Here is a 25,379-nt window from a genome sequence, read left to right as displayed (position 1 = left end):
CCATTAGGACGTCTCAACTAGAAATCCTCGCAATGACATGTCAGGACTAGCAAGGGTTGCTGCATCCACAGGGGCAGCGGCGAAGACAATTCGGCGAGCTGGCATTAAATCGCGCCCAGCATTGACCGCGACGCATCCACGCGCGATACCATTCTCGAGATAAAATCGAATAAAACCATCATTGGGCAAAGGGCGAATTACCGGGACAAGTTCGTCGGAAATGATTCCCATGATTTGAATGTTGAGATCGTATTGGTCGCTCCAGAATGAACAAGGCAACGGGTTCTGAAGCGTTGCACCGAGCATCGCGCGCGCCGCTCTCGTGCCTTGGTCCGCAGCATTTTGGTAAGTTTCATATCGCACTGTCCCCCCCCTAAGCGCGGGTACTCTAGCGACATCCCCTGCGGCGAATACTGAATCGCAGCTCGTTCGATTCGAGGAATCGACAAGAATGCCATCATCAACCAACAATCCGGCTTGCATCGCGAGTTCCGTCCGGGGGATGATCCCAATGCCGACGCAAACTGCATCGCAGTCAAGAACCGACCCATCGTCACATTCGACGGCGCACACGCGATCTCCGTCCATGATAAATCGCTGGAGCGATCGTCCGTACAGCACTCGAATGCCATGTTCCTCATGAACCGCCGCCAACCATCGCCCCATCTCGGACCCGAGAGCCCGGACCATAGGGGTGGATTCGGGCTCTATTGCATGAACCTCGCAGCCAAGTTGCCGCGCGCTTGCCGCAATTTCCGAACCGATCACGCCCATGCCGACTACCACCAGACGGACACCGGGCGCAAGTTGCGCCGCCAACTGAAGCGCATCATTCTTCGTTCTGAGATAGCTGATATTGGCTGCGGCCCCTCCCTCGAGGCGGAACCTGCGAACGTTGCCGCCCGTCGCGATCAGCAACCGCCCGAAGGCGATCTTATCTCCCGTGTCAACTTCCACCCTTTTGTTGTGAAGGTCCACGTCGGTGACGCGTCGAGACAACTGGAGATCGACGGCGTTATCGTGATACCAACCCTCCGGCTTCAGAAAGAATGACCCTGAAATGAGTTCCGGCTCGCGAAGTGCAATCTTCGACAACGGAGGTCGTTCGTAGGGCTGCCAAGATTCCTCCCCGATCATCGTGATGCGTCCAGAATATCCCTCTCGGCGCAGTTCGGTGATACAGGCGTCGCCGGCCATGCCGCCGCCAACAATCACAACGCCATTGGTAAACTCGTTCATGACCCACCGTCAAAAAAATGGCCTTGCACTGAATTGCTCTCATCCAATTCGAATACAGGAATGGCAAAGTTGTCACTATCAGCCAGTAAACCCAAAATACACACTCTTATAGACGAGACTTCCACGATTTGCATGTCTGCATAGATCGAATTCTGACGCAATAAGTCCAGGCCAAAATGAGTGCGTTAGACAGTAAATTAAGGACTCTCGCGGCTCATACATAAGACTATGATTGATCCATCTTAATCTCGTTATATCAGACGAAGAGTGCTACGAAGAGGCGACTTGCCATGATTGCACAATAGGGGTCTGTATCCAAAAACACAGTACAACCTAAGTTCCATCACAAGCCGCCCCGGACGTCCGGCATAAATTCCATGTGACCGTCCTGTCGTCTTTTCTGGCTCAGATCTGCTACCTCAATAGGAAGTCGATGTGGATGCGGTTGAACTCTTCGGCGTTTTCGAACTGAGGCCAATGCCCGCACTTGTCCATAACGACGAATTCGCTGCCAGGGATCATATTCGCAATTTCACGGCCCTGATCGACTGTCGCCGTCGGGTCGTGACTCGTCCAGAGAACGAGAGTTGGAGACTCGATCCTGCCGTACTGCTCTTCAGTAATGAGATTACGCTTGCGGACATCCATCTCCTGCAAGCAAAGAATACGCCGGGTCACATCCGAGTAGCCCGGACGGTTGAAGATACGGCGACGACATTCGATAAGGTCGTCATTGACCATTGATTTATCGTACATCAGGAATTCGAGGCGTGCCTTCACAGTCTCCCAAGTAGGATTGTCTGCTGCGGCGTTTGATACCTTCTTGATCCGTTCCATGACTTCGGGGTTGGCAACCCATCCGCCCGCCGTGTTGAGAACCACCTTGTCGACGCGGTCCGGATGGTGAACAGCGAGATAGGTCGCCACCCAGCCGCCCAGGGACTCGCCAGAGACATGGGCCTTGGACCGGCCAATTGCATCCATCGTGCGCAGCACATGTTCGGCGTAAGTACTGATCTCATAGTTCGTCTGGGGATAATCGGACCAGCCGTGGCCGATCATGTCGATTGCCCACGTGTCGAAATGCTCGCCGTGCGCGCCCATATTGCGCGAAAAGGCTTCCGCATGGCCGCTCGTTCCATGCAGGAAAATCAGTAGCGGCTTGCCGGAATCTCCCGACCTTAGATAACGAGTTTTCGTCCCGGTTACATCAATGAATCCTTGTGTGAAACTGACGCCGGTCAGATCAGACCAAATACTTTCATGCATTTAATTGCCTCCTGTGATTGGAATTTAGCGTATATTTATGATTTTATGTTCATTATCGAACTACCGTTGTGCTGTTTCATCAGGATAAGCGCCAAGCGTCGCTACGAGAACGACCGATACGGCTACAAGTGGAATTATAAGCAGGAACATCGGTTGGTAGGTGCCGAATGCATCGTGGATTGCGCCCGCAGAGGTGGGCCCCAAGCCGATCCCCAAACTTATCGCACCCGTAATAGATCCGAATAAAGTTCCGAAACTGCGCATGCCGAAATATCGTGACGACAAGTACGCAAGGGCATCGACTTCCGCGCCAACGGCTGCACCGATGAGGATCGCGATGGTGGCCGCCATTATCGTGGAACCGTCAAAAAACAGAAGCATCAAGCAAGCGTATATCGGAAGCGAAAATGCGATCGCGGCCACGGTGGGGGCATGAAACCGGTCCAAGAGGTTTCCGGTTACGAGCCGCGCTACAATTGTCGTAACGCCGATCAGACTTGCCAGTGCGGTGGCCTCTCCCATCTGGAAGTGTTGACCCTCAAGCAGCGGCACAAAATGGACAACCAGGCCCATCACCGAAAAGTTAATCAGAAAGCCAGCGAGGGCGAGCCGGATGAAGACAGCCGACCGCAAACCCTCCGAAATCGTAAGCCCCACCAGCCCCTCGGCGGCATTTCGTTTGTCCGTGCCTCGTGAATGAATAGGCCGATCTCTGAAAAAGAGCAGGAGCAGCGGCAACAGCAAAAGCGCCGCGCCGGTTCCGAGGACGAGGAACGCCGTCCGCCATCCCGAGGAACTGATCACCTCACCGGCAACGATTGGTGAGAGCGCGGAACTGATTCCCGTTCCGGTGAGTGCAACGCCCATGGCAAGGCCCCGCCGCCGATGGATCCGGTGGGCAACCGCCGACATCCAGACCGTCGGCTTCATCATCACCGACCCCATCGCCACAATCGCCCAGATTAGGAGCCAGGAGATATGGCTACCGGCGCTCGATAGTAGCGAAATGCCAAAACAGAAAACCATGCAGCCGATGATTGCGATCCTTCGCGAACCGAAGCGATCGACCCAAAAACCGACGAACGGCGCAGCAATGACCGAAGCCAGGCTTATCAGAGTGAGCCCGGCGCTCGTCTCACCTCTGCTCCATCCCATTTCTTCGGAGACGGGGACAATGAACGGCCCCAGCGCGTAAAGGTAGATCATGCTGACCGTGAGCCCCACGGTGCAGACGAGAACGAGTCCCCAATCGGCTGCGGTTTCTCCGGTCTGGAAAGCTGGCTCAAATCCCGATTGCGAGCCTATGCCAGTTGGCTCATCACTGATATTCCTCGCAATCGGTCGATTTTGGTCAATCATCACATCGTGAGCCCTCTTCCACGAGCGAGAGAGGATGCCGTTACAAGGGCTGCGTGCAACATCGATGGGTCGGCTTGGCCCGTTCCCACGATATCGTACGCTGTGCCGTGGGCAACCGAGAGAAACAGGTATGGGGGGCCGAGCATGAGGACGCAGTTGCCCGAGAATCCCCATGTCTTGACTGCGATGTGCCCCTGGTCATGGTACATGGCAAGTACCATGTCATAGCGGCCTTCGATGCAGCGCCGGAAGACTGCGTCCGGACTGTCGGGGCCGCTGGCATTAACCCCCAGTGCACGTGCGCGCTCCACGCCCGGTGCAATCTGTTCGCGGTCTTCCGGCCCGTTCGCATGCGCATTGAAGCCGGCGACACCTATTCGCCTCTGCTCCATGCCCCACGATTGCATTGCCCCGTCAAGTTGCAGAAGCGCCGAAGTAATAAGATCTGCGGTGATCAGCCCGCTCACACTGACAAGAGGCACGTGATCCGTCAGGTGGGCCACGCGAAGCGGACCTGAAAAGATGAGGAGGTAGCTCTCGCCAACGACAGGGCTAACGGACCGCGAACGCTGTCCCGCAAGTTTGAAGGACCCGGAACTTATCGGCGCCATTACCAGAGCGTCGATTGCCCCCTTGCAAGCCAGCTCGATGGCGGTATCCATCCAACTGGCCACTGCATGACCGGCCGCCACGGAATCGCTACCGAGAGGGAAAGCAGTGGCGGGCAGTCCTTCAGGATCAAGCACATGAAGGATACCGGGCTCGTGCGCGACCTCACCAGGGCCGGACACCGGCTTGACTTCTGCATCGAAACCACACGTTTCAAGTGCCCGACGGACAACGGACGCGCTACCGATGAGCAAGTGGCGACCATCAAGGCTGAGTGATTTGTCACACATCGCCTTGACGACAACTTCGGGGCCCACTCCCGCCGGATCCCCGATGACGACACCAGTTATTGTTTTTATGCAACTTTGATTGTCCATTAGGTCCTCAGATCATGTAAAAATCGAGCACTGTGTCTGTTATCGGGTCGATTACGACTGTCCGCTTGCTCGCAATCTTTAAATCTCCATCGACATCCACGAGCCGATATGTCGCGTGGCCGCGATAGCTCAGGCATTGATCCTCCCGAAAGGACTCTGTCAACCAATTGGTTTCAACGAGCAATTCCTTGTCTGCTTGTTCAACCTTGAGAACCGAGAAGATGTGGTTCGTCGTTAAAGCTGGAGTCGAGGCGGATGAAGAACCCGTTCTGATCCGAAATACACGATCCTCCAGACCTCCGCGATTGTCATAGTAGATCATCGAAATCTGCGTTCGCGGATCCTGGCTGAGTTCACCGTTGTCTCCCCATGCCGGAACCCAGTATTCGCAATCTGGCCGGTAAAGGTCGAGCCATTCGTCCCATAGCCTGCGATCGAGGACGAACGCTTCGCGCCCTATGAACGCCCGTGCACGGACCCATGCGTCGATCATCGAACTCATACGACGGGCTCCTTCTTCGACCCATGCTCACCGAGGGCTCGGGCCGCTTCGATTTCAAGAGCCTCCTCCATCCTTCTCAACCATTCCTCGTGCAGTTCCGCGAAGAGTCCCTCGTCGGCTACAGCATCGCTGCTGAGCAAAGCCGCGATACCGAGCTTGGCTCCCCACTGGCCGCTACCCTCGGCCCACCGAGTCGCACCTCGAGCGATGTCACTCCGCCGGCCCCCGTTGCCGAAGCCTATCTGGCAATTGTTGAATTCGGCCAGATCGTCGGGTGTCGCCATGCCAGTTGCGTTCATGAAATCCTCAAACTGGCGGATGCGCAGGTTCCGAATCTCGGGCGCTTCGCCGACCGGGGCGATCGCATATGAAATGACCTCGGTCTTGTTGACGGAGAGCGGCCTCACGATGCGAATCTGCATGCCGTTCTGGTCCATCAGGAACACATTCGGGAATAACAGGAGATTGCGGATCGTCTTGTTCGTCCACCAGGCGGCTTCCTCGCCATAGGTCTGCTGCAACCAAGAAACAATGTGGCTGTTGGCGCGAGCATCCGGAGCACCGGCCATGCCCCAGATGAGCTGATGCCCCTGGGGGAAGGAGAAGAACCCGCCAGTTCCTGGACCGCCACCGGTTGATCGGCGATTGGAGCCCAGCACGGGCCGTGCCCCGTCGCCTATTCCGACCTGCATTGCGTAGGCTGAGTCTCCGGTGGCCCGGCGTCCCGTGGTCCGTATATAGTTCGCATGGACAACGGGGGCATGGTAGCCGTCCACACCGTTTTCTGCCTGAAGTTTCCAGTTGCCGTGATAGACGTACCGAACGGTGCCATGGAGCACCTCCAGTTTATCCTCGGGCGATTGCTGAACCATAAGATCAATAAACCGCTTCGCGTCGCCAAGGTATTCCTCAAGCGGCAGGACATCGCCTGAGAGGCTCGCAAAGACAAAGCCCCGATAGCTGGCGACCAGGACTTCGTGGAGGCCCAGTTCAGTCTTGTCAAAATCGTCCGGGTAGCCGCCGTCCCCCTCGTCAGTGACATCAAGCAGTTCGCCAGAGTTGGCGAAGCTCCAGCCATGGAACGAGCAGCGAAAGAACTTCGCCGATCCGGACTTCTGGCGGCAGATACGGGCCCCGCGGTGGGTGCAGGCGTTAATGAAACATTTCAATTCGCCTGCCCGGGTCCGCACCAGAACAACGGACTCTCGTCCGACGTGCGCGGTCAAAAAGTCATTGGGTTTGGCGAGCTGGCTTTCATGGGCGAGGAACACCCAGTTGCGCTCGAAGATGTATTCCATCTCGAGATCGAACATTTCCGGGTTAGTAAACACCTCTTGATCAAGACGAACCCTTCCGGATGATGACTTGTCCACCCAACCATGCAGTCGCTCGTGAAGTTCTGTTCTTTGCTGAGAATCGTGTATCTGTGTCATAGTGCTTGTCCGCTTAATCCGTTTTTTCTGGGAACAGTAAAATTGCAAGAACTGGTATCTCAAAACTTTCGGGAGATGCCGATACCAAATCTGGCGGGCGGCTCGTAAAGGCCGTCTGTGCTGAGGTTCCCTACGCGTGACTGCTGCAGGACGGCCTCGTTGAATACATTCTGGCCGAATAGTGAAATCCGCCACAGCTCGCTGGGGTCGGCCCATGACAAGTCAACACCGACCAGTGTATAGGGTTTCTGGGAAACGATGTTCAGAAAGTCAAAATAGACGCGACTGGAATGGAACAGGTTTCCGGTGACGCGGAAACTGCCTCCACCAAGTTCGTGCTCCCAAGTCGGCCCGAAATTGAACGTCCATTTGGGCGCTCGCACCATGACGTTGCCTGAGACGTCCCCGGCAGCAACGGTATTGCCTCCCCGCGGGGATGGCAGGAATGTCTGCGCAAGCGGGAAGTTTTTGTATCGAGCGTGATTGTAGGCCGCTGCAGCCCGGAACTGGAGCGACTCTGATGGTGCGACCTGAAGCTCAAGCTCCCCGCCATACAGTTCCGCCGCGGCAGCATTTTGGACCACGTAACTCGTTGTCAACGGATCGCGAGCCGTGACCTGCAAATCCTTATAGTCATAATGAAACAGGGCCAGGTTCACCCGCAGCCACCGGGTCGGGTCCGACTTGATGCCGGCTTCAAGGGCCTTCACCTCTTCGGGCCTAGTCAAAACCGGAGTGATCGTGCCCGTGTAAACGCCACTCTTGAAGCCATTGCCATAGCTTGCGTAGATGTTCGTTTTGGAAGCGATCTCGTAGCGAATGGAGCCGCGATAGGTGAACTTGTTGAACCGTTCGCTGTCCTTGGGCAAATCCCGTTCCGCGCCGTTGTTGTTCAGGAAGCCCACCTGGCTTCGCTTTTCCGTGGTGTACCGTGCGCCGAGCGTGACGAACAATCCGGGCGAGGGCTCCAGCGATCCCTCTGCAAATGCGGCATAGGAATCAGTGGTGTTGCGGAAGCTCGAAATCGTGAAGGCCTCTCCGGTGATGGGCCGGTCCGGCGCAGGGCCAAAAGTGGCGTTGGTGGTCTTCGTGCCGTTGTGGCTGCGCAAAATGAAGGCATACCCACCGATCAGCCACGTGAAAGGTCCGCTGCCGTTCGAGAGTAATCTCACCTCCTGGCTGAACACTTCGCCAATCCGGCCATAGGGTGAAGTAAGCAAGGTGCCGATGCGAACATTGGATGCATCCGAATCGGCATCCTGGCGAACATCAGTGTGCAGGTAGCCGCCGGTGGTTTCCAGAGCCACCGCGCCTAAATCAAATTCGGTCAGCAATCCAAAACTGTAGTTTTTACCATTAAGCAGTGGCGCGGTATCCAGTGCGACCTGCCAGGGTTCAGCCGGCACGATTGCGCCATAACTGCGCCCCAGGGTGTTCCCGTCAAGCGGCTGCGGCGCATTCACTTGGCTCTTGAGGCGGTAGTACTCCCCAATGAGCGTGATCTTCGCCTTGTCCGAGGGACGAAACATGAGCTTGGAACGCACGTCGGTAACAGTAAGATCGCCAAAATCGTCGGAGCCGACCAGATTGCGCACGTAGCCGCCCTCATGCCGCCGCATTACGCTGATGTCGGCCGCCACCGTCTCAGACAAGCCTCCGGTCAGGTAAGCGCGCGCATCGTACATCAGCGCATTCTGCGACGAACCCGTGAGCGCCCCCATCCGGACATCTGCATGACCACCAAAATCGAATTGCGGATCGGGCGTCACGATACTGACAAGTCCGCCTGTGGCGTTGCGGCCGAAAGTGGTGCCCTGCGGACCACGCAGAACCTCAATGCGCTCGATCTCGACCAGGTCCACGTTGGACGCCTGTGCAAACGGCACATAAATGCCGTCGACATATGTCGCGACACTTGGCTCGTCGCTCACGGTGACCCCAGTAGAACCGATGCCTCTTATGAATGGCTGAAACGCGCCGAAATTGCGGCCACCGTTGAATCCGGGGACGACACTTGTCAATTCCCGCACCGAAGGAGCACCCGCGGCTGTAAGCGTTTCCTGTGATACGGCAGTGACTGCAAGTGGAACGTCCTGCGCGCCTTCCGCGCGACGCGTGGCGGTCACAACGATTTCGCCGAACGCCGACACTTGCTCCTCTCCCGGTTCGACGCTTTGTTGCTGAGCGCGAGCCTCGACCGGCATCGTCAAGCTTAGCACACCGGCCACGGTTTGAATTGCTGCAACTCTCATATCCACCCCCCCGAATTTCTTTATTTATTGGGCGGCTGTTCGGTTGGTAGGCCTCGGAGACACTGAGGTGTAGCTCGCCGAAACACGACGCCCTACCCCAGACTGCTACAGCGAAGCCGTGTCCCGGTGGAAGCCCCTAATTGGTGAAGCTATATTTCGCGCTTCGGCAAGGCAGTGATGGTGATGGTGATGGTGGCTGCCGGGGGCTGGCGCGAGGTGGGCCTCCTGCTATTTGCCGCCGAAGGCGCGCAGGAAATCGATGAGCAGTTCGGTCGGGCCACTTGGTTCCACATCGGACTTGGTGCATATGAGCATTTGCCTCACTGACCATGGCTCATCCAGCTCAATCAAGCGAAGCTGCGAATTCTCGACATGCGAGGCAGCAGCCATCAGGGGAAGAATTCCGATACCAAAACCGGCGGAGATCATGCGGCAGACCGCATCGAAGCTGTCTACCGCCACCCGCAGCCGTAAGGCTTCGCCGGCCTCGTTCGCCTTGGCGGACAGGAGCCGCGTCATGGCGGTGTCATATCCCATCTGCACAAGATGCTCGTCAAAAAGATCTGCGAAACGAACCCGGCTCACCCCTGGGCGAAAGGCTTGCGGTGCAACCACCGCAAGCCGATCGCAGCGATAGGGCCAAACCAGCAAGCCGAAAGTTTCACCACCCGCCAGGATGACTCCGATATCGCTGTTGCCTCCCCGCACTTCAGAGACAATTTTTGCACTATACGCTTCCTGAATTTCAAGCCCGATGGCCGGATGTTCCTTGGAGAAAGCTGCGAGATCCGCAGGCAGGAACTGCGCGATTGCCGACGTGCTTGCCCAGATCGAGACGCGTCCCCGCATACCATTACGATAATCCCCCATATCCCCTTGTAGTCGGGTTAACTCGCCAAGTATATTACGCGTTCGTATCAAGCATGTTTCTCCCGCGGGGGTCAGTTCAACTCCGCGCTGCGACCTCTTGAAAAGGCGAACTCCCATTTCAACCTCGAGATTGGCGATCCGCCGACTTATTGCGGCAATGGCAATGTTTGCGACAGCCGAGGTTTTCGAGAGACTTTTGTGCTCCGCGGCAAGCGCAAACAGCCTCAAGGTTAGAAGGTCTATCATCGGTTCAGTTTCCAGAATGCAGGCAGCTTATGTGCGCTGGTACCATTCCGAACGGTAGTTGGACACCCTGATTTACCCTTGGCGATGATGGCGAGATTATGATTCCATCGTGTTGAAGCGATGGAGGTGTATGTTGGACTTGCCCCGGGAAAGTGGAGAGGCATTTGCTCAGCGAGACACGGTCCGCTCGAACTGTGCGACGCAGCTCGGCCTGGTAGTCCACAGTCCCATATTGGCTGCCGCGATCCGAGTGATGGATCAGTCCCTCTGGCGGACGCCTCATCGTAAGAGCTTTGCGCAAGGCGGCGAGCGCGAGGTCGCGGTTGTCAACGGCACTGTAAAAATCCCCGGAAGTGGCAAAGTAAAATTCCCCACTTTGCGGTTTCGGTTTTCAGGTGGTTTGTGCGGCGCCTCCATTTTTGGGTGGGCGTCCGCGGCGCCGGGGCTCGACGGGCGCAGGTGGCGTAATCAGGGCGTTGGACCTGATGTGCTCGGGCAGCAGATCGGCATGCCGACGCAGGCGGTAACTCGAGCCGTCGATCTGGATGACGATGGCATGATGCAGCAACCGGTCGAGCAGCGCGGTTGCGACCACGGGGCTGCCGAAGATGTCACCCCATTCCGCAAAGCCGCGGTTCGAGGTGAGGATCATCGCCCCCTTCTCGTAGCGCGCATTGACCAGCTGGAAGAACAGGTTGCCTCCGCCGGGTATGACCGGGAGGTAACCGATCTCATCGACGATCAGGAGCGATGGTCGGCAGTAGAACCGGAGCCGCTCGCGCAAGGTGCCTTCGCGTTCTGCTTTCGCCAGAGCGCCGATCAGGTCGGCAAGCGTGATGAACGACACGCTCTTGCCCGCCTTGACCGCCTCGAGCCCAAGCGCGCTGGCCAGGTGGCTTTTGCCTGTGCCCGGCGGACCCAGGAGGTGTACGACCTCGGCTCGCGCAACAAAGTTGAGCTCAGCTAGCGCCATGATCCTGGCTTTGTCGAGCGAAGGCTGGAACGAGAAGTCGTATCCAGCCAGCGTCTTCACCGTGTTGACCCGGCCCATCCGCAGGGCAGTGCGGATGCGGCGTTCTTCCCGGAACGTCAGTTCCTCGAGCAAGAGCTGTTCCACGGCCTCCAGAGCTGTGATCTCGCCGCGATCGAGGCGCGAGACGCAGTCATCGACGACCTCGATCGCACGAGGCATCTTCCAGCACGTCGATCACATCGGGCGCGCGGAAGCGGAACCGGGGAACGACCGCTGGCGAGTACCGGCTGAACGTATCGACGACCGTCAAGACACGCAGCTTTGGCCCCGTCGCCAACTGGTCATGGACAAAGTCCATGGCCCATACATCATTGACGCGGGAGGCCGCACAGCGGCCTTCCCTCAACTTCGCCTTCACTCGCCGCTTGGGCGCTTTTTTGCGCAGTTGCAGGCCCATCTCTTTGTAAAGCCGATAGACCCGTTTGCCGTTGATCGCCCAGCCTTCGCGTTGGAGCAGGACATGGATACGACGATAGCCGTAGCGAACCCGAGTCCCCGCGATCTCCTTGATCCGTTGCTTGAGGTCGGCCTGACCGGTGCCCTTGCCACGATAGTGGTAGCTGGATCGTTCCGCCCGAAGCACGCTGCAGGCCCTGCGGATGCTGACCTGCCAGGTGCTGCAGACATCATCGACCAACTGGCGCCGCCGATCAGGCCTCAGAGCTTTCGCGAGACGACATCCTGCAACATCGCCTTGTCCAGCGACAGGTCGGCGACCAACCGCTTGAGCTTGGCGTTCTCTTCTTCAAGCTGCCGCAGGCGCTTCATCTCCGATGGCATCAGCCCGGCGTACTTCTTGCGCCAGTTATAGAACGTGGCCTCGCTGATCCCAGCCCTGCGGCACACCTCGCCGACCGATGTCCCGCCATCAGCCTGCTTCAGCACGAAGGCAATCTGCGCCTCCGAAAACTTCGATCTCTTCATCGCTCACTCCGTCTCCTGGCCCTCCGATCGTAACTGGAATTTTCCAGCTCAAAACGGTCCAGAATTCCGGGTGCAGGTCACCAGATCCTCGGCCACCTCTCGCTGCGTACGTCCGCTCGTCGCCGCGAGCCGTACAGCTTCGTCCTCAAACTCCTTCGAAAACCGTCGGTGTTTCATCATCGAGTTCGCCTTTCACCTCAAGGGAACTCTCCACTTTTCCAAAGCAAGTCCATCATGACTTCGATTGTTTCGGCTGGAGCGAGTATAAATAGGACGGATGAAAAGTCGGGATCACGGGGCAGGCGATTGGTGGCCGGCTCGAATGAAGTGAAGCCTTCGTTCGAGGTCGCTTGGAATAGAAGCTTGCGTGCGCGGCGTTCCCTAAGGGCGTTATTGCGGGGCGGAAGAGGGCTGCCTGCATAGCCTCGATCGCGGAAAAGCTTGAGAGCGAACGCATAAAGGCTGAATTCGCTGATTACAGGTTGACCGCTGTCGCGGGCCATTTGAACGAGAAGATCGGCGGCAGTATGTATGAGACCGAGGCCTTGACAAATGTCCTAAGGACATTTGTCAAGGCCTCGGTGCTGTCAAGGCTGAAATTTAGAAAGCCGGACATGGAACCGGACATTAATGCGGACCTAGATGTGTACGCGTTAATGAAATTTCCTTGAAAATAAGCTATTTCTCTCTAGATGAGGAGTGGACTTGGAAGCGGATATTGATCGTGCAGGATCGCGGTGAACCAGTTGATATAATGCAGCCGATGCGGGTGGGTGAAGGATCGCCTCGCCTCGGCCTGCTTCGTGACCTGTCGGTCGACCTCGCTGCAAAGGCAGCTTCCTTTCGCGCCAGCCTGCCTTCCGAGATACAGGCTGCACTCGCGCATCTCGTACGCGCTATGAACTGTTACTACAGCAACCTCATCGAGGGGCATGATATCCATCCGATCGACATCGAACGCGCCCTCAACAACGATTTCAGCGACAATCCCGAACAGCGCGACCTTCAGCTCGAGGCGCGTGCACATATCGCCGTCCAGGAATGGATAGATGCCGGGGGGCTGAGCGGCCGAGCGCACACCGTTGCAGGCTTGTCCGAGATTCATGCGCGATTCTGCGAAAATCTCCCCGAAAGCCTCCTCTGGGTCGAGATGCCGGAGAGTCGTGAGCGGGTGCGTGTCGAGCCGGGGCTACCAAGAACGCGAGACGTTCAGGTCGGACGTCACGTCGCGGTTAGCCCAGGCGCCGTCCCGCGCTTTCTTGAACATTTTGAACATTGCTACGCAAACCTTGGGCGCAGCGATGCGATCATCGCCGTGGCCGCTGCTCATCATCGTTTCGTCTGGATCCATCCGTTTCTCGACGGAAACGGCCGCACCGCCCGGCTGATGTCGCACGCGATGCTGCTTGAGACGCTCGATACCGGGGGTGTCTGGTCGGTCGCGCGAGGTCTGGGGCGCACGGCGCAGGATTACAAGCGCCATCTGGCGGCCTGTGATCTGCCGCGGCGCAACGATCTCGATGGCCGGGGAGCACTCAGCGAGGAAGAACTTGCCGCGTTCACCGCATATTTTCTGAAGACTTGCATTGACCAGGTCGATTTCATGACGAGCCTCGTCGAACCTACGCGGTTCAGAACGCGTATCCATCGGTGGATCGAAGAAGAAGCGGCACTTGGCAAGCTGCCCGCGAAAGCCGGTACGATAATCGACGCAATACTCTATCGCGGCGAACTTCCGCGCGGGGAACTGGAATCGGTTGTCGGTACGGGCGATCGCCAGGCGCGGCGGGTCGCTGCGACACTGCTCGATCTCGGTGTTCTGGTTTCGGAAAGCAGTCGCGCGCCGCTGCGTCTTGCTTTTCCAGCCACACTCGCATCGCGCTGGATGCCCGGCCTTTTCCCCGACAAGGACTGAGCCGCCGCTTGTGAGGAACGCTACCCTCCAGTGAGAACTTCGGTTGACCTGGGCGACGCCGCCATTGCGCAGCGCACAGTTTACCGTTCCAGCCCGCGCGTTCGTCCCCGCCGCCAACTGAACCCGTCGTCGCGGACAATGCCGCCGATCTCCTTGCCGATCTGACGCTCGAGCGATCGCCGCCACGGGACAAGCGAGAATTCGCGCTCGGTTTCGATGAGCGCGAAGCGGCCGCTCATGAGTTCGATCCGGCGCGTCAGTCGGCCATCTGGACTTGCTCCGCCTTTTGCGCAGCCTCGTTATCGGCCTCGTTGCCGGAACAGGTAGCGAGGAACAGCGCAACAGCCATCAATCCGGCCAAGGAAAAGCGGCCTAGCATATGTAGGCACCCCTGCCGCTCGCCAGAAGTTTATCGTCAGGGCCTAGAATGCGGGTTTCGGCGACGCAGATCTGGCGCCCGATTTTCACGACCTGTCCGCGCGCGGTAAGCGGACCGGTGGTTGCGGGCCGATGATAATCGACCCTGAGGTCGGCCGTGGCCTTGGCCTGAATGCCCAGCATAAGCAAAGTGTAAAGCCCCGTGAGATCGATCAGCGCGGCAAGCACGCCACCATGCGCCGAGCCAACCATCGGGTTCGACACGATTTCCTCGCGCCACGGCATGGTGAGCTCAAGCCCGTCTTCGGAGCAGGATTTGATTTCCAGCCCAAGCCATAGATGGAATGGTGCGATGTGCAGCATCTCCTGCAAACGCGCACGATCAATCACCGATGCATTTTCGCTCATCGCCTCAGCTCCTTGTGGCGATGATGGCGGCACAGAAAATCGAGGATTGCTGTCGAAAAAGCATCGTTGGCATCACCCACGACCATGTGCGTGGCGCCGGCGATGTTGGTATATTCGGCATGTGGAGAGATCTGCCGCAAGTGTGCCACGGCTTCTTCGGAGACAAGATCGCTCGCTGCACCGCGAATGAGATGCAACGGCAGTGTCAGACGGGCCGCCGCCTTGCTGAGCTGTTCGAACTGGTGCTCCTGATTTTCAGGGTTGCTGCGTTTGGCCGCCATGATGTTGCGGATGAACGCAGGATCCCAGTGCCAGTAGAAACGGCCATCCTCTTTTTGCCGGAGATAACGCCGCAGGCCTGCACTCCCACCGCGCTTGCCGCGATGCGGCATATAGCGTGCGATAACCTCTGCCGCTTCATCCGGTGAGGCAAAGCCGGTATCGACATGTTGGTCCATGAAGCCTACGACCCGCATCACGCCGTCCGGCTCCATACGCGGCGCGATATCCACCAATGTGAGCGATGCGAAGCTGCCTTGGGCAAGTGTTCCTTCAGCAAGTAGCCCTGCCAGTCCACCAAGCGATGCCCCGACCAGCGCGGGCTTGCGATCCATTTTGGATGCGACCGACACAAGATCGGCTGCAAAGTCACGCATTTCATAGGCTCCGACATCCGACCAGTCGCTGTCGCCATGGCCGCGCATGTCAAAGGCGATTGCGCAGAACCCGGCATTGGCCAGATCACTGGTGACGCGCTTCCACGCCCGCCGGGTCTGCCCGCCCCCATGGGCGAGCAAGACCGGCATTGCCTCAGGCTCGCCAGTAATTTCGGCGGCGAGGGCTATCCCTCCAGATCCCTGAATGCGGGTGGTGTTGCTGATCATATGAAGGTGATATATTATAAGGCACCTTACAGTAAACGATTTTGTTTTGCTTGCCGATCCGATATGATCCCAGACATGGCAATGCGACTGGACTAGGATGCCACCAAGGCCTTGACGAATTTTCTGACCGACACGGATCGGCTCGTATTCCTGATGGAAGAGGTAACGCGGCGATTGCGGCGCACTTTTGACACGTCAGTCGAACAGTTTGGACTTACCCGTACTCAGTGGCGCACGCTCGCCTATCTCTATCGAACGCCGGGTATGACGCAGACCGAACTCGCAAGGGAGCTGGAGCTGGAGCGAGCCAGCATCGGTCAGGCGATTAACAGGCTCGAGGAACTGTCGCTGGTCGAGCGGCGCAGCGCCAAGAACGACCGGCGCGTTTGGCACCTCCACCTTATGCCTGCTGCGGTTGAGCTATTGCCCAAACTGCGGGCAGAGGCTGACACCGTCTATGGGCGCCTGCTTGCAGGAATTGAAAGCAAAGAGCTGAATCGCTTGAGTGCGACGCTGGCCGCAATGCAGATTAATCTGGAACGGAATTAGCGGTTGCGGCTGGCAGTCAGCTTGGCACCAACACTCTCCTTGACGCCCTGGAGCGTCCCGGCTTTCGCGGAGGCTCCTATTTGTGAGAAGGAGCCACGATGAACGCCACAAGGAACAAGTTGTCGCCTGAGTTCGCGATCGAGCGGTGCGGATGACCGCAGGCAGGCACCTTCTCAAGCGTTTCCGTGATGTCGGTCGGCAGGTGGCTCAGATCTGGGAACGCTGGCCATAGGTGGCGAACGCGCAGGGGGTCGACGTACATCTGGGCTGCAAGGGGCTGAAGAATGGCGGCGGGAACGTCACTGTCAGATGGCAAACCGAATCCGGGATGCCGCATCAGCGCCATATGGCAGGCCAACCCGGTCCTGCAGCTTGGAGAACGCCGTGACCCGTTCCGGCTCGAGGAGATCGCTGCGCATGGCAAGGATCTGGCCGAACTTGACGGCGACCGGCCCGAGGTCACGCAGCAGCGCGACGACTGCCTCGGGCCCAGGGTTGTCGAGCGGCTCGTCCCGGGCGGCTCCGAGGCCGAGCCGGGCGGCCAGTCCCTTCAGCCCGTGGCGGGCGAACAACACCAGAATATGCCCGAGCCGCTCGCGTTCCTTCAACCCTGCCGCTTCTGCCCGGATCAGCCATGATCCTCAGGCCTGGGTGGAACGAGGCAGCCCCTCCGGAACCCCGCCTCATCCTCGAGCTGGTCGACGATCCCGTCGAGGTGCAGGATCGCGGCATCCAGCCCCGCTAGCTCTTCCTCCGTCAGGCTGCCGAAAGTGCTTGCCACGATGCCGTCATAGAGCGGTAGGCCCCGCTCCAGCATTGCCCTGCCCGCCTCCGTGATCTGCACGAGCTTGGCGCGGCGGTCGCCGGGCACCGGCGCGCGCAGGACGAGGCCATTCTGTTCAAGCCAATCGATGGCTTGGGTGACAGTGCGGGGCGCGTGGTCGAAGAAGCTGGCGATATCTATCGAGCGGCGCGGTTGCTCCGCCAGGAACGCGAGCAGCTTCAATCGGGCCATCGAGGCGCCGTGGGCGGAGAGATGCGCGTCGATCAATCGCCGCATCCTGTACCACGTCCACCCGAAGCTGGTGGCAATCTTCCGCAACCGCTCTTTGTGAGGTTCCATAAAATACGGTATTGCCGCTAATTCTCGGGTGTGGCAAGGGCGCCGTCTCGAGAGCAGTTCGGTGGACCCAGGGCATGGCGGATCAATCGGCAGACGCCGCAGCAGATGATGAAAGAGTCGAAGAGCGGCGGAGCTCCCCGCTCAAGTCTCCGCGCGTTCGGCTTGCGCTGCTCGTCGGCGCGATCGCGATCGTTGCCGCCGGCCTCCTCTGGTACTTCGACCGTGAGACGCGCGGGAAGTACATGCAGAGCACCGATAACGCCTATGTCTCGGCGGATTCGGTCGTGGTGGCCCCGAAGATCGCCGGATACGTCGAGCGTGTCCTGGTCACCGAGAATCAGGCGGTTCGGCAGGGGCAGCCGCTGGCCGAGCTCGACCCGCGCGAGTATCGCGCACAGACCCAACAGATTACCAGCCAGATCGAAGCGGCCACGGCCTCGACTGAGACCACGCGTTCCCAGATCGCCGAGCAGCAGGCCGCAATCGCGCAGGCACAGGCGCAGCTGGGCTCGGCGCGCGCCGAAGCCGTGTTCGCCGCGCAGCAGGTTGAGCGCTACCAGCCGCTCGCCGCGTCCGGAGCCGAGCCACGCGAGCGGCTCGCCCAGCTTCAGACCCAGGCACGCCAGGCACGCGAGCGGGTCGATGCCGCCGAGGCAGGACTGCTCGCCGCGCAGCGCCGTGTCGGCACGCTCGGCGCCCAGGTACGACAGGCCCAGTCGCAGGCCGAGGCCGCCCGCGCCCAGCTCGCGGCCGCCCGCGTGAACGTCGAATCGACGCTGCTCAGGGCCGCGATCGACGGCCGAGTCGGCGATCTTGCCGTCAGGGTCGGGCAGTTCGTCCAGCCCGGCACCCGAATGATGACTCTGGTGCCCGTCGACCGCCTGTTCATCGAGGCCAACTTCAAGGAGACCCAGCTGGGGCTCATGCGGGTTGGCCAGCCGGTCAGGATCGAAGTCGATGCGCTGCCCGGCATAGAGCTGACAGGCCGGGTCGCCAGCTTCGCTCCCGGCACGGGCGCCCAGTTCTCGGTGCTGCCGCCGCAGAATGCGACCGGCAACTTCACCAAGATCGTCCAGCGCGTGCCGGTCCGGATCGCCATCGAGGCGCCTCCCGAGGTGCGGCGCCTTCTGGTTCCCGGGATGTCGGTCGAAGCGACCGTCGACACACGCTCGGCCAAAGGAGAGCTGGACCGAATCCGCCGGGTCGCGAGCGAGGAGCGCTGAAGCGTGGCGACGGCCGCAGCTCCCGCAGGTAGAGCTCGTCCCCAGGGAGCTGACGCAACCGCGTGGATCGCCGTGGCCGCCGGCGCGCTCGGCGCCCTTCTTGCGACGCTCGACATCTCCATCGTCAACTCCGCGCTGCCTACGATTCAGGGAGAGATCGGCGCAACCGTGACCGAGGGGACATGGATCGCCACCTCCTTCCTCGTCGCCGAGATCGTCGTGATCCCCTTGAGCGCGTGGCTCGAGCGGCTTCTCGGACTGAGGACGCTGCTCCTTATCGCCGTGACCGCTTTTACCGGCTTCTCGGTCCTGTGCGGGGTCGCCACGGATCTGACCACGATGATCGTCGGCAGAACAGGTCAGGGCCTCGTGGGAGGGCTTTTGATCCCGACAGCGATGACGATCGTCGCCAAGCGCCTTCCACCCCATCAGCAGCCGGTCGGAATGGCGCTGTTCGGCATGACCGTGATCCTCGGGCCGGTTCTCGGACCGTTGCTCGGCGGCTGGCTGACGGAAAATTTGAGCTGGCACTATGCCTTCTTCATCAATGTGCCGGTGTGCGCGGTGCTGCTGCTGCTCCTGCTGCTGGGCCTGCCGCACGAACGCACGAACTGGATCTACTTGCGCGAGGCCGACTGGCTCGGGATCGTCGGCATGATCCTCGGCCTGGGAGGGCTGACGGTCATGCTCGAGGAGGGACATCGGGAGGAATGGTTTGAATCCTCCCTCATCGTCCAGCTGACGATCATGACGGTGATCGGCTTCGTGATGTTGGGGATCGGGCAGGTACGGGCAGCAAAGCCGGTCTTGAAACTCGGGCTCATCCTCAACCGCCAGTTCGGCAGCGTCGTGGTCATGGCGCTGGCGCTCGGCATGGTGATGTACGGCTCGACATTCGTCATCCCGCAGTTCCTTGCGCTGATCGCCGATTACAACGCCCTCCAGACCGGACAGGTCATCTTCCTTATGGGCGTGCCAGCATTCTTTATGATGCCGATCGTGCCGTTCATGATGCGGCACGTCGACATCAGGCTCGCGGTCGGCGCCGGCTTGGCGATCATGGCCTTCAGCTGCTTCGTAAGCACCAGCCTCACAACCGAGTCGGCCGGCGAAGCCTTCACGGGCGGACAGCTGCTGCGCGGGGTGGGAATGATCCTGACCATGCTCTTCCTGAACCAGGCGACGATCGCTTCGGTCAGCAAGGAGGACGCCGGTGACGCGTCCGGCATCTTCAATGCCGCGCGCAACCTCGGCGGCTCATTCGCCTTGGCTGCCCTCGCTTCCTTCCAGGACCAGCGCATGTGGCTCCACAGCCGGCGCATGGAGGAGACGCTCTGGGCGAATGACCCGCGGCTGCAAGACTATCTCGCGGGAATGTCGCACGCGCTCGGTAGCGCGGAGGCAGCGGTTCAATCGCTCGCCGGGACCATTCAGCAGCAGGCCTTCGTCATGACCTACAACGATATATTCTGGGCGATGACGCTCGCGACGCTCGCCACGCTTCCGCTCGTCCTTTTCCTGCGCCCGCTGCCCAAGGGGCTATCGCTGGCGATGCACTGAGGTGCCGATGTCCAAGATCAGATACTTCGTCCTCGCCCCTCTGCTGCTTGGCGGCTGCGTGGTCGGCCCGGACTATTCCGGGCCGCCGGAACTCGGCCGCGCCGAGCCCCAGCCCGCGTTCGTCCGTCAGGCGCCGGGTGCGAGTTCCGACGAGCCGGCGGTCGCCGCCTGGTGGGAGACGCTGCGTGACCCGGTGCTGGACGAGCTTGAACGCCGGGCGCTCGCGTCCAATCCCTCGCTCGAAGCGGCGCAGGCGCGAGTCCGCCAGGCTCGCGCGTCGGTCCACCAGGAGCGCGCTAACCGCTCCCCGACCGCCGGTGCCCAAGGGACGGCCGTGTTGGCCGATCTTCCGGGGCTCGACCTGCAATCAAACCAGGGAAGCGGCCCCGCGGCGCCGACAACATCACCCGAACAGGACGAGGACACTTCCCTCCAGTTTTTCAACCTGGGGCTGAACGCCAACTGGGAAATCGATCTTGCGGGGGGACAGGTGCGCGGGATCGAAGCCGCCAACGCGCTTGCGGCGGCGGCGGCTTTCAACGCTGCGGACGCGCAGGTGCAGCTGACTGCGGAGGTTGCGCAGGCCTACACGAACCTTCGCGACAGGCAGCAGCGCGCCGAGGCGCTCCGCGGTGCGCTCGACCTGCAGCAACGGCAGCTCGACCTTGCCTTGGAGCGCTTTGAACAAGGCACAGTGCCCGCTTTCACCGTCGGCCAAGCGAACCGCGCCCTGCAGGCGACGACCCGCGAGCTCGCGAGCGCCGAAGCCGACGTCGAAGTTTACCTCAATGCGCTCGCCGCGCTCACCGGCGAGGAGCCGGGCTCGCTCGATCCTCTCTTGACCCCAGTGCGCGATGTCCCGTTGCCGCCAGAGAGCGTCGCTATCGGCGATCCCGCCTCGCTTCTCCGTCGCCGGCCTGACATTCGCGCAGCCGAGCGCAACCTGGCCGCGGCAACGGCGCGCATCGGGGTAGCGGAGGCGGCTCGATTTCCGAAGATCAGCTTCATGGGAATCCTCGGGATCGGCGGGACGTCGCTCGATGATCTGGTCGACCTCGGCAATATCTCCAAGATCGCCCTTCCGCAGCTCCAATGGGGTCTGCTCGACTTCGGGCGAACATCGGCGGCGATCGCGCAGACCCGCGCGGGCCGCGATGAGGCCGAAGCGCAGTATCGGCAGGTGGTGCTCGGAGCGCTACAGGACGCGGAGACTTCGCTCTCGCGCTTTGCGCAACAAAGGCGGACCGTGGCCGCGCTCGCCGAGATCAACCGCTCGGCCGAGCAGTCGGCCGCGCTGACGCGGCAACGTTACGAGCAAGGCGTCATCTCGCTCGGCGACAGTCTCAAGGCCGAGCACCAGCGGCTGATCGCGCAGGCGAACCTGCGTAGCGGGATTTCGGCGCTGACTGCCAGCTATGTCGCGGTCCAGAAGTCGCTTGGGCTGGGATGGAGCGAAGCCGAAAACTTGGCTCCGCTCGCGCCGGCGCAAAAAGAATAGGCGCAATTCTAACCGTGACGGAGCCTCTCCTGTGAGCGTTCGTTGGAGGTCACGTGGCGGAATCGGCGCGCCGTGCGTCTTATAGCGGGGGAGTTTACCCGGTGATCTTGGAGAAGTTCCAGGGCATGAGCGTTTCGAGGTCTTTGTTGCTGTGACCAGCCGCCAGCCTCTCGAGGACGCAGGTGAGCCAGGCGTTGGGGTCGACTTCGTTCATGCGACAGGTCTGCATGAACGAGCCCAGTATGGCCCATGTGCGGGCGCCCTCGGCGCTGCCGCTGAAGAGCGCGTTTTTCCTCGTGAGAACCCGGGGTTTGATGGCTCGCTCGACCACATTGGAATCGAGCTCGATGCGGCCATCGTCGAGGAAGCGAGTGAGCCCTTCCCAGTGGTTGACGATGTAGTTGAGCGCCTTGGTCAAGTTGCTCTTGGCGCTGAGCCGGCGCCTGCTGGCGAGGATGAGCATCTCCTGTCAGCCATGATGACGGGAGCGGCGGGCGACACGACACCTACGGATCCGCGCTCTCAGCGCAACCGAGCGAGTCGCAGAGGCGGCCAGCTACTAACCCGAGCTCGCAGCTCATGCTATAGATCGGCCTGCCCGCACCTTCGTGCTCCCGGTGCCTCTGTCCCGGATGGTCGCACCATATGCCGCGGTCCTCACGAGCGCAGCAGGAACATCGGCACCGCCGATCCTCGTACCGGTTACGAATGCCATCGAGGCGCTGAATGCCCAGCTCCGGCGGGCGGTCAGGGCCAGGGGGCACTTCCCTAACGACGATGCCGCGACCAAGCTGCTCTATCTGATCTTGAACCGATCCGAGAAAGAGTGGAAGATGCCGCCGCGTGAGTGGTCCATGGCCAAGGCCCAGTTCGCCGTCCTGTTCGGCGAACGCTTCATCAAAGCCATGGCGGCGTAATGTTTAACCGCCCGCCCACACACGGAAATCCTGACAGTCCCGTGCAGCCCGGTCCTCGGGAATGCCGCCGTTCTTGACGATAGCGCGCTCCTCGTCGGTCATGCGCTGGCGCGGGGCGGCAATGATACTCGCGTCGACGATCTGGCCGCCCATGGCCAGGTAGCCCTGATCCTTGAGATGGGTATCGAAGCGGGCGAACAACGCCTCGATGGCATTGGCGCGCACGAGTGCCTCGCGGAAGCGCCAGATCGTCGTCTCGTCGGGCGTATTGTCGCCATCGTCGAGGCCGAGGAAACGTCCGAAACTGCGCCGGTCGAGGATCTGGAACTCCGTCTGCGCATCCGAAAGCCCGTAGAGCGTCTGCAGGACCAGCGTCTTGAACATCATCACGGCATCCATCGGCGGCCGGCCACCCTTGCTGCCATCGGAACGCTGCAGCGCTGCATCCAGCGCGGGGCGGAAAATCTCAAAGTCGATCAGGGCGCTCAGCTTCTCCAGCGGATCACCCGCCGCCGACAGCGCCGCATACCGCTCGTCCAGATCGAAAAAGCCTCGCTGCACAGACACATGCACCTCCATCGCCACCACGCGATGGAATCATAAACACAGCCTCGCCGCCAGAGGTAAATCAGGGTGTCCAGCTGCATACCTCCATCTTGACGGCCCTCCACTGCAACAAAGAGCCTACGAGAGGCAATTACCGCATTGCAGCGATTGAGGCATGATCACCCAAGGCGCGGCAATCTTGAACCGAAACTTCCAAATCTTATGAACCCGCCAGCCTGGCCTGCCCCGTCATCGCCAAACCGACGGGGTTGGTAACGAAGAGACGAACTTTATCCCCCTCAATGGTGGCACCGAAGCGCAGGTCTTCACCATCGAAGCTGGGCGAGACTGCACGGAACGAGAACTCAAGGACGCGCCGGCCACCCGCAGCCTGCAGAAGATGATCGAACATCAAGGTCGCCAGGAAGGGACCGTGGACGACAAGCCCCTCATATCCCTCTGCATCACGCGCATACTCGCGGTCGTAGTGAATGCGATGCGCATTGAATGTCAGCGCGCTGTAGCGGAAAAGTTCGACCGGGCCGACCGTGCGACCGCTGAAATGCTCAGCGCGAAATTCTGGCTGCATAACGGGGCGCGGCGCAAGGCCAGGGCCCTGATGCGCTTCGCGATAGACGATATCCTGCTGCTCCGAGATGAGGACAGGCCCACCCGAAGTCGCACGAATCTCGTGCGCGACGGTGCAGAAGACCATGTGGCCCGACCTGCCGCTTTTGGGCACCGCGGAGACGAGCCGCGATCGGCGCACCAGCCGAGCGCCAGGCTCAACGATCCCCTCGAACTGTATGCGGCTGCCCGCCCACATCCGCCGCGGGAGCGATATCGCGGGAAGCATCCCACCAGGATCGCGCAGCGGATGGCCGTCCGCTCCAATGCGCGACTGTATCTCGTTGGGCGGGAACAGCAGAAAATGACCGAGCGGCGGCATGCCATCCGCTGGAGACCATCTGCGATCCAGAAGCGCCGAAAGACGACGCAGGCGCTCGGGATCTGCGCGGTCCTCCGATTGCTCCTCGCGTCCGATATGGCGTTCGAGTGAAGCGTTATCGATCATCATTCGCCCAATCGGCGGATTCTATCTCGAAGTGCAAATTTCCTGGATTTATGGGGTTTCCCCCTGTTGGCAGGAAGGCATGTAGAACAATGGAATGCTATAACCATCTTCAGCTTGATGACCGACGTACGATCTTTAGGCTCGTTGACGCTGGTCGTCCGGTAAGCGAGATCGCGGCGCATCTGCAACGCCACCCCGCGACGATCTATCGCGAGTTGCGGCGTAATCGCCATCATGACGAGCATCCGCCATTTCGCGGCTATTTCCCGACAGTTGCCCAAGGTAAGGCAGCGGCACGCCGGGTGCGCGGCGCGAAAGTGGCCCGGGATCCGTTGTTAGCATCCTATATTGTCGACCGGTTGGCGGCCGCCTGGTCGCCCGAGCAGATAGCGGGCTATGTACGGCGCCATCGCCTTGCTGGCCTGTCGATATCCCACGAAACGATTTATCAGTATGTCTATGGTGCGGACGGCCGCCGGCAAGAACTCTGGCGGTATTTGCCGCGTGCGCGGCGATCACGCCGCCAGCGCTATGCCCGCAAGCCGCGCGGCGTGCATATTCCGTTGGCTAACACGATCGGTGAGCGGCCACCCGAGATCGGCGAGCGAACCAGCTTTGGGCATTGGGAAGGTGATTTGCTGGCGTTCAGGCAGGAATTTGGCAAAGCCAACCTGACGTCGCTGGTGGAGCGGCGCAGCCGCTATACTGTGCTGGCGCACAATTCCAGTCGGCATTCCGCCGGGGTCATGGCCGGGATCGATCGCCATTTGCGTGCCTTTCCCCCTGCCCTCCGGCGCAGCGTCACGTTCGATCGGGGCACGGAGTTTGCGGCCTTTGTGGTGCTCAAGGCACGGCTCGATATCACGAGCTATTTCTGCAAGCCGTCAGCGCCATGGCAGAAAGGCAGCGTTGAGAATAGCAACGGCCGGATCCGGCGGTTCCTGCCGCTCGACACCGACATTGCGCTGACATCCGACCGGGAGTTGCAGGCGATCGTGGATCGCCTCAACCAGACGCCGCGTAAATGCCTAGACTACCAAACACCATATGAGGTTCTCAGCGCGCAGATCGCACTGCTGAAGACAGGCTGAAATTTTTCACCGGGGGTGGGGCTCGCCCCACCCCCGGTGAAGTGATAAACATCCAACGGGAATTGCACTTCAAATGGAAACCACAATCGTTCACAATTT

The 25,379-nt window shown here is 60.1% G+C and carries 22 protein-coding genes and 5 pseudogenes; 7 read left to right on the top strand and 20 right to left on the bottom strand.

The window, feature by feature from the left end; genetic code table 11:
* Positions 1-3: 3 nt before the first annotated feature.
* From GGQ98_RS03550 to GGQ98_RS03500, 12 genes and pseudogenes are all read right to left on the bottom strand, one after another.
* Positions 4-1,239, bottom strand: a complete 1,236-nt coding sequence (locus GGQ98_RS03550; RefSeq protein WP_184065198.1) for an NAD(P)/FAD-dependent oxidoreductase — start codon at positions 1,237-1,239, stop codon at positions 4-6.
* 414 nt (positions 1,240-1,653) lie between these two features.
* Entirely contained in the window at positions 1,654-2,508 is an 855-nt protein-coding gene (locus GGQ98_RS03545; protein WP_184065196.1) for an alpha/beta fold hydrolase, read from the bottom strand.
* Positions 2,509-2,568: 60 nt separating this feature from the next.
* Entirely contained in the window at positions 2,569-3,867 is a 1,299-nt protein-coding gene (locus GGQ98_RS03540; protein WP_243451678.1) for an MFS transporter, read from the bottom strand.
* Complete coding sequence (locus GGQ98_RS03535) at positions 3,867-4,853, bottom strand: PdxA family dehydrogenase (RefSeq protein WP_184065192.1); 987 nt, start codon at positions 4,851-4,853, stop codon at positions 3,867-3,869. The genes GGQ98_RS03540 and GGQ98_RS03535 overlap by 1 nt, the downstream gene beginning before the upstream one ends.
* 7 nt (positions 4,854-4,860) lie before the next feature.
* Positions 4,861-5,355: an aromatic-ring-hydroxylating dioxygenase subunit beta gene (locus tag GGQ98_RS03530; RefSeq protein WP_184065188.1), complete on the bottom strand. Its 495-nt coding sequence runs from the start codon at positions 5,353-5,355 to the stop codon at positions 4,861-4,863.
* Positions 5,352-6,788: an aromatic ring-hydroxylating oxygenase subunit alpha gene (locus tag GGQ98_RS03525; protein ID WP_184065186.1), complete on the bottom strand. Its 1,437-nt coding sequence runs from the start codon at positions 6,786-6,788 to the stop codon at positions 5,352-5,354. The genes GGQ98_RS03530 and GGQ98_RS03525 overlap by 4 nt, the downstream gene beginning before the upstream one ends.
* A 59-nt stretch (positions 6,789-6,847) precedes the next feature.
* On the bottom strand, positions 6,848-9,040 hold the full coding sequence (locus tag GGQ98_RS03520; protein ID WP_243451672.1) for a TonB-dependent receptor: 2,193 nt from the start codon (positions 9,038-9,040) through the stop codon (positions 6,848-6,850).
* 228 nt (positions 9,041-9,268) lie between these two features.
* The gene (locus GGQ98_RS03515) at positions 9,269-10,156 is read right to left on the bottom strand and encodes a LysR substrate-binding domain-containing protein (RefSeq protein ID WP_184065184.1); all 888 of its coding nucleotides are present in this window, start codon (positions 10,154-10,156) and stop codon (positions 9,269-9,271) included.
* Between the two features lie 391 nt (positions 10,157-10,547).
* Positions 10,548-11,348 carry an IS21-like element helper ATPase IstB gene (istB, locus tag GGQ98_RS03510; RefSeq protein ID WP_184065181.1) on the bottom strand — a complete coding sequence of 267 codons (801 nt, stop codon included), beginning with the start codon at positions 11,346-11,348 and terminating at the stop codon, positions 10,548-10,550.
* 1 nt (position 11,349) lies between these two features.
* Positions 11,350-12,113 (bottom strand): annotated as a pseudogene (locus GGQ98_RS18245) (IS3 family transposase); the annotation flags it as partial.
* An 81-nt stretch (positions 12,114-12,194) separates the two neighbouring features.
* Positions 12,195-12,293: pseudogene (locus tag GGQ98_RS18760) on the bottom strand (transposase); the annotation flags it as partial.
* 17 nt (positions 12,294-12,310) lie between these two features.
* Positions 12,311-12,616 (bottom strand): hypothetical protein, encoded by a 306-nt coding sequence (locus tag GGQ98_RS03500; protein ID WP_184065178.1) that lies wholly within the window; start codon positions 12,614-12,616, stop codon positions 12,311-12,313.
* Positions 12,617-12,780: 164 nt separating this feature from the next.
* Between GGQ98_RS03500 and GGQ98_RS03495 the strand changes: the two genes are divergently transcribed.
* Positions 12,781-14,028 carry a Fic family protein gene (locus tag GGQ98_RS03495; RefSeq protein WP_243451671.1) on the top strand — a complete coding sequence of 416 codons (1,248 nt, stop codon included), beginning with the start codon at positions 12,781-12,783 and terminating at the stop codon, positions 14,026-14,028.
* Between the two features lie 80 nt (positions 14,029-14,108).
* Here the strand turns inward: GGQ98_RS03495 and GGQ98_RS03490 are convergent.
* From GGQ98_RS03490 to GGQ98_RS03480, 3 genes and pseudogenes are all read right to left on the bottom strand, one after another.
* Positions 14,109-14,297: pseudogene (locus GGQ98_RS03490) on the bottom strand (DUF3363 domain-containing protein); the annotation flags it as partial.
* A gap of 103 nt (positions 14,298-14,400) precedes the next feature.
* Complete coding sequence (locus tag GGQ98_RS03485; RefSeq protein WP_184065175.1) at positions 14,401-14,814, bottom strand: hotdog fold thioesterase; 414 nt, start codon at positions 14,812-14,814, stop codon at positions 14,401-14,403.
* Positions 14,811-15,698: an alpha/beta fold hydrolase gene (locus GGQ98_RS03480; RefSeq protein WP_184065172.1), complete on the bottom strand. Its 888-nt coding sequence runs from the start codon at positions 15,696-15,698 to the stop codon at positions 14,811-14,813. The genes GGQ98_RS03485 and GGQ98_RS03480 overlap by 4 nt, the downstream gene beginning before the upstream one ends.
* 111 nt (positions 15,699-15,809) lie before the next feature.
* Here GGQ98_RS03480 and GGQ98_RS03475 point away from each other — a divergent pair, with 111 nt between their 5' ends.
* Complete coding sequence (locus GGQ98_RS03475) at positions 15,810-16,247, top strand: MarR family winged helix-turn-helix transcriptional regulator (RefSeq protein ID WP_243451670.1); 438 nt, start codon at positions 15,810-15,812, stop codon at positions 16,245-16,247.
* 305 nt (positions 16,248-16,552) lie between these two features.
* On the opposite strand, the gene GGQ98_RS03470 is transcribed toward GGQ98_RS03475, so the two are convergent.
* Together GGQ98_RS03470 and GGQ98_RS03465 are read right to left on the bottom strand one after the other, a co-directional pair.
* Positions 16,553-16,855 carry a hypothetical protein gene (locus GGQ98_RS03470; RefSeq protein WP_184065169.1) on the bottom strand — a complete coding sequence of 101 codons (303 nt, stop codon included), beginning with the start codon at positions 16,853-16,855 and terminating at the stop codon, positions 16,553-16,555.
* A gap of 20 nt (positions 16,856-16,875) precedes the next feature.
* Positions 16,876-17,298 carry a MarR family winged helix-turn-helix transcriptional regulator gene (locus GGQ98_RS03465; protein WP_424141339.1) on the bottom strand — a complete coding sequence of 141 codons (423 nt, stop codon included), beginning with the start codon at positions 17,296-17,298 and terminating at the stop codon, positions 16,876-16,878.
* A 146-nt stretch (positions 17,299-17,444) separates the two neighbouring features.
* Between GGQ98_RS03465 and GGQ98_RS03460 the strand changes: the two genes are divergently transcribed.
* From GGQ98_RS03460 to GGQ98_RS03450, 3 genes are read left to right on the top strand one after another with little or no spacing between them, the layout of a single operon-like run.
* Complete coding sequence (locus tag GGQ98_RS03460; protein ID WP_184065163.1) at positions 17,445-18,593, top strand: HlyD family secretion protein; 1,149 nt, start codon at positions 17,445-17,447, stop codon at positions 18,591-18,593.
* Between the two features lie 3 nt (positions 18,594-18,596).
* Complete coding sequence (locus GGQ98_RS03455) at positions 18,597-20,153, top strand: MDR family MFS transporter (protein ID WP_184065160.1); 1,557 nt, start codon at positions 18,597-18,599, stop codon at positions 20,151-20,153.
* Between the two features lie 7 nt (positions 20,154-20,160).
* Positions 20,161-21,651: an efflux transporter outer membrane subunit gene (locus GGQ98_RS03450; RefSeq protein WP_184065157.1), complete on the top strand. Its 1,491-nt coding sequence runs from the start codon at positions 20,161-20,163 to the stop codon at positions 21,649-21,651.
* 94 nt (positions 21,652-21,745) lie between these two features.
* On the opposite strand, the gene GGQ98_RS03445 is transcribed toward GGQ98_RS03450, so the two are convergent.
* Complete coding sequence (locus GGQ98_RS03445) at positions 21,746-22,114, bottom strand: IS66 family transposase (RefSeq protein ID WP_184065154.1); 369 nt, start codon at positions 22,112-22,114, stop codon at positions 21,746-21,748.
* Between the two features lie 229 nt (positions 22,115-22,343).
* Between GGQ98_RS03445 and GGQ98_RS03440 the strand changes: the two are divergent.
* Positions 22,344-22,568, top strand: a pseudogene (locus GGQ98_RS03440) (transposase); the annotation flags it as partial.
* Between the two features lie 51 nt (positions 22,569-22,619).
* On the opposite strand, the pseudogene GGQ98_RS03435 reads toward GGQ98_RS03440, so the two are convergent.
* Positions 22,620-23,135: pseudogene (locus tag GGQ98_RS03435) on the bottom strand (transposase); the annotation flags it as partial.
* Between the two features lie 199 nt (positions 23,136-23,334).
* Complete coding sequence (locus GGQ98_RS03430) at positions 23,335-24,189, bottom strand: HTD2 family dehydratase (RefSeq protein ID WP_184065148.1); 855 nt, start codon at positions 24,187-24,189, stop codon at positions 23,335-23,337.
* Between the two features lie 89 nt (positions 24,190-24,278).
* Here GGQ98_RS03430 and GGQ98_RS03425 point away from each other — a divergent pair, with 89 nt between their 5' ends.
* Positions 24,279-25,280, top strand: coding sequence for an IS30 family transposase (locus GGQ98_RS03425; RefSeq protein WP_184065145.1), 1,002 nt, complete (start codon positions 24,279-24,281; stop codon positions 25,278-25,280).
* Positions 25,281-25,379: the final 99 nt, after the last annotated feature.

This window comes from Sphingosinicella soli, assembly GCF_014199685.1.
Taxonomy (GTDB): domain Bacteria; phylum Pseudomonadota; class Alphaproteobacteria; order Sphingomonadales; family Sphingomonadaceae; genus Sphingosinicella; species Sphingosinicella soli.
Note: the sequence above shows the minus strand (reverse complement) of the source record. Positions and strands in the feature narration are given on the sequence as shown.